The following is a 4,827-nucleotide window of genomic DNA, read 5'->3' on the forward strand; positions in this document are numbered from 1 at the left end:
GCAGCTGCTCAGGTTGGCCGACAGCGTCTGCAGGAACGACTGCAAGGATACATTCGATCCCGAGCTACCGGATTGCTGTAGCGCGGAAAAATCCGTCTCGAGGGTCGACAAGGCCGAGCTACTGGCGCTGTCCGTGCTGGTCCCAGTGGACGAAGTGGTGCTGGCGCCAGCCTCTTGCGCGAGGCTGGACAGATCCGAGCTGAGGCTCTGGTACTGGTGGTGATGGTGGTGATGCCCGGTTGCGGCAGCCGGCGCCTGGGTGGTCTGCGTAGCGTCGGTCCCGGTGGCGCTGGCCACGGTGCTGGCCGTCGTGCTGGCGGCGCTGGTCGCAGCGCTCGTGCCCTGGCTCGCGGAGGTGCCGGCAGCCTGGGCAGCGAGTGCCTGGAACAGCGTTCCGACAAAAGCCTGTACCGCGTTGCCGGACGCATCGGCGCCAGGCGCGGTGCTGCTGGTGCTGCTGGTGTTGCTAGTGGCCCGTAAGGCCCTGTAAGGCAAGCGTGCCAGGGAGGGGGAGGAACTTCGCGGCAGGGGATGCGCATCGGCCAGCCATGCGTAGCGAAGAGCACCCGCAGCACTGTCGACAGGCGCATGCAATCCGGCATCCCCCCCTCGCTAGGTGTATGATTTCGGGCTGAATTTCCCCTCGACTGTCCTCCCCACAAAAATGACTGTCATCAAACAAGAAGACCTCATCCAGAGCGTCGCCGACTCCCTGCAATACATCAGCTATTACCACCCGATGGACTACATCACCAGCCTGGGCCGTGCCTATGAGCTGGAGCAGAGTCCCGCGGCCAAGGATGCGATCGCGCAGATCCTGACCAACAGCCGTATGTGCGCTGAAGGCAAGCGCCCGATCTGCCAGGACACCGGCATCGTCACGATCTTCGTCAAGGTCGGCATGGATGTGCGCTGGGATGGCGCCACCATGGGCCTGTCGGACATGATCAACGAAGGCGTGCGCCGCGGCTACACCAACCCGGACAACGTGCTGCGCGCGTCCATCGTGAACCCGCCCGAAGGCGGCCGCAAGAATACCAAGGACAACACCCCTGCCGTGATCCACTATGAAGTGGTGCCGGGCAATACGGTGGACATCCAGGTGGCAGCCAAGGGCGGCGGCTCGGAGAACAAGTCGAAGTTCGTCATGCTTAACCCTTCCGACTCCATCGTCGACTGGGTGCTCAAGACCGTGCCGACCATGGGCGCAGGCTGGTGCCCGCCGGGCATGCTGGGCATCGGCATCGGCGGCACCGCCGAGAAGGCCATGGTCATGGCCAAGGAATCGCTGATGGACCCGATCGACATCCAGGACGTGATCGCTCGCGGCCCGCAGGACTGGATCGAGGAAATGCGCGTCGAGCTGTACGAGAAGGTCAATGCGCTGGGCATCGGCGCGCAAGGCCTGGGCGGCCTGGCCACCGTGCTGGACGTCAAGATCATGGGCTATCCGACCCACGCGGCTTCCAAGCCGGTGGCGATGATCCCGAACTGCGCGGCCACCCGCCACGTGCACTTCACGCTGGACGGCAGCGGCCCGGCCAAGCTCGAAGCGCCTGACCTGTCGGCCTGGCCGAAGGTCGAGTGGGCACCGAACACCGAGACCTCCAAGCGCGTCGACCTGAACACGCTGACGCCGGCAGAAGTCGCCTCGTGGAAGCCGGGCCAGACCCTGCTGCTCAACGGCAAGATGCTGACCGGCCGCGACGCCGCGCACAAGCGCATCGCCGACATGCTGGCCAAAGGCGAGAAGCTGCCGGTGGACTTCACCAACCGCGTGATCTACTACGTGGGCCCGGTCGATCCGGTGCGCGACGAAGCTGTCGGCCCGGCAGGCCCCACCACGGCTACCCGCATGGACAAGTTCACCGAGATGATGCTGGCCCAGACCGGCCTGATCTCGATGATCGGCAAGGCCGAGCGCGGCCCGGTGGCGATCGAGGCCATCAAGAAGCACAAGTCGGCCTACCTGATGGCGGTCGGCGGCGCGGCTTACCTGGTGGCCAAGGCCATCAAGCACGCCAAGGTGGTCGGCTTCGAAGACCTCGGCATGGAAGCCATCTACGAGTTCGACGTCAAGGACATGCCCGTGACGGTGGCCGTGGACAGCGAAGGCACCTCGGTGCACAAGACCGGACCCGCAGAATGGCAAGCCAAGATCGGCAAGATCCCGGTCGCTGCGCTGTAACGCGAGCCACGCCGTGACAGCGATGCTGTCTGCACAAGCCGGGTCCTCCGACCCGGCTTTTTGCTACCTAACCTCTTGATTGCCTCGATCCTCCCTGTGAACAACGCTCCCATCGGCATCTTCGATTCCGGCCTCGGCGGCCTGTCCGTATTGCGCGAGATCCGTGCCCTGCTGCCGCAGGAATCGCTGATCTACGTGGCCGACTCGAAGTACGCGCCCTATGGCGAGAAGCCCGAGCACTTTGTCGAGGCGCGCACGCTGCAGGTTTGCGAATGGCTGGTGGCGCAGGGCTGCAAGGCCCTGGTGATCGCCTGCAACACCGCGACCATGCATGCGATCCACACGCTGCGTGAACGCCTGGCGCTGCCGATCATCGGCGTCGAGCCCGGCCTGAAACCCGCCGCCGCCGCCAGCCGCAGCAAGGTGGTAGGCGTGCTGGCCACGGGCAACACGCTCAAGAGCGCAAAGTTCGGCCGCCTGCTTGCCTCGCTGGAAGGCGAGAGCCGCTTCCTCTGCGAGGCTGGCGTCGGGCTGGTGCCGTTGATCGAGCAAGGCGATGTGGACGGCCCGGCCGTGCGCGAGAAACTCACCGCCTACCTGTCGCCCATGCTCGAGGCCGGCGCCGATACGCTGGTGCTTGGTTGCACCCACTACCCCTTTCTCTCCGGCACCGTGCGCGAACTGGTCGGCGACCGCCTCACGCTGGTCGATACCGGCGACGCCATTGCGCGGCAACTGCGGCGCAAGCTGGCCGAGCACGGCATGGCCGCCGGCGCCGATGCGGTGCCCAACGACCGCTACACCTCGACCAAGGACGCCGCCCACCTGCGCGCCATGGCCGCGGCGCTGCTGCATGTGGATGCGCCCGCGCAAACCCTGGTGATCGAGCCGGCGCCGGCATTCGACTGAGGCATCGGCATTCCCGCTTCCGGTTATTGCAGGAACCCCAGCGGCCGGTGCTGCCGCACATCTGGCTTGACGGCATGCTCCTGGCGCAACTGCGCCAGGAATTCGTCTGGCGTCAGCGTTTCGCCGAGCAGCACGCACTGACGCTTGACCGTGGCAAAGTCGCCCGGCGTCAGGCAATCCATCTTCGCCAGTTCGTCGCGCATGGCGGCGTCCATGCGCTGCGGATCGGCATCCAGCGCTTCCTCGATGAACATCGCCGTACGTTGCTCTGCCTTGAGCGGCAGGAAACGGATCTTGAACGAGAAGCGGCGCAGCGCAGCCTCGTCGATCCGCTCGAACAGGTTGGTGGTACAGACGAAGATGCCGTTGAAGCGCTCCATGCCCTGCAGCATCTCGTTGACCTCGGACACCTCGTAATTGCGCACGGCGTTCTGCCGGCTTTGCATGAAGCTGTCGGCTTCGTCGAGCAGCAGGATGGCGCCGTCTTCCTCCGCGCGCGCGAACATCGCGGCGATCTGCTGCTCGGTTTCCCCCACGTACTTGCTCATCAGGTCGGAGGCGCGCCGGATCATCAGCGGCTGCTCCAGCGCCGCCGCGATGTGCTCGGCCAGCGCGGTTTTGCCGGTGCCCGGCGGCCCGTAGAAGCATAGGGTGCCGCGCTGCCGCGCCTTGAGCGCCTGCACGATCTTGCCGACTTCGTAGCGCGTTTCCAGGTTGAGGTAGTCAAGCCGGTAGTGCGTCACCACCGGGCGCCCTTCCACTTCCGGGCGCAATCCCATGGCGCGGTCGGCATGGTCAAGCTGCCGCACGATCAGCGCCTCCACCGGCTCCGCCACGCCCGGGCCCGCCAGTTGCACGAAGCGCGCGGCCGATTGCACCTGTGCCGGCGTCAACGTCTTGCGCGCGGCCAGCGACGCGATAAAGGCGTCGCTCACGTCCAGCGCGCCCAGGTGCTTGCGGATGATGTTCTCGCGCACCAGCGGCGGCGGGATCTTCAGCTCCAGGTGAAACTGAAATCGGCGCAGGTAGGCGGGGTCGATCTGGCGAATCGAGTTGGAAATCCAGATCACGGGCACCGGATTCTGTTCCAGCGTCTGGTTGACCCAGGCCTTGCCGTTCACCGAGCCACGCGGGTCTTCCTGGCCGAACAGGCTGGTGAGCTCGCGCGCGCTGCCCGGGAACACATCCTCGACTTCATCGAACAGCAGGGCCGTGCGCGGACGGCCGCGCAGGAACGCCTGCGACACCTGCAGCGAGCGATAGCGATCCTTGCCCGACAAGCTGTTGCCGTCGCGGTCCAGACAGTCCACTTCGTACAGCTCGCAGCCGGCCTCACGCGCCAGCAGCCGCGCGAACTCGGTCTTGCCGGTACCGGGCGGCCCGTAGATCAGCACATTGACGCCGCAGGCATGCTGCTGCGTGGCGTTCGCCAGCAACGCCGACAGGTAGCGCGCATCGGTCTCGACGTGCGGATAGTCGCCGGTGCCAAGCGTGGGTGCCGCCGCCGGACGCGTGAACACCGCCATCATCTCGGCTTCGTTCGCATAGTTGCCGAGCAGGACATGCAGCAGCCGATCCGACAGGCGCATCAGGTCGCCCAGATCGGTCACGCTGTTCTCGGGCAGGGGCTGCTCGATCAGGTTGAGCGTCTCCAGGCGCGAGCCCGGCCGCAGCGAGGCCGCCACGGCGGCCGGGCTCGCGCCGGTCAAGCCGGCCAGGATCTGGAAGGC

General features: G+C 66.1%; 3 protein-coding genes and 1 pseudogene. 2 read left to right on the forward strand and 2 right to left on the reverse strand.

Annotated elements, in window-relative coordinates; all coding sequences use genetic code 11:
- Positions 1–495: pseudogene (locus ACYP5B_RS36755) on the reverse strand (hypothetical protein); the annotation flags it as partial.
- A 169-nt stretch (positions 496–664) separates the two neighbouring features.
- On the opposite strand from ACYP5B_RS36755, the gene ACYP5B_RS36760 reads away from it, so the two are divergent.
- Together ACYP5B_RS36760 and murI are read left to right on the forward strand one after the other, a co-directional pair.
- Positions 665–2,188, forward strand: a complete 1,524-nt coding sequence (locus ACYP5B_RS36760) for a fumarate hydratase (RefSeq protein WP_318231379.1) — start codon at positions 665–667, stop codon at positions 2,186–2,188.
- Between the two features lie 96 nt (positions 2,189–2,284).
- On the forward strand, positions 2,285–3,097 hold the full coding sequence (murI, locus tag ACYP5B_RS36765) for a glutamate racemase (RefSeq protein ID WP_318231380.1): 813 nt from the start codon (positions 2,285–2,287) through the stop codon (positions 3,095–3,097).
- A 23-nt stretch (positions 3,098–3,120) separates the two neighbouring features.
- Here the strand turns inward: murI and ACYP5B_RS36770 are convergent.
- Positions 3,121–4,827, reverse strand: a 1,707-nt coding sequence (locus tag ACYP5B_RS36770; RefSeq protein ID WP_459572880.1) for an AAA family ATPase, incomplete at its 5' end; no start/stop codon positions are given.

It is taken from the genome of Cupriavidus sp. 8B (assembly GCF_054589115.1).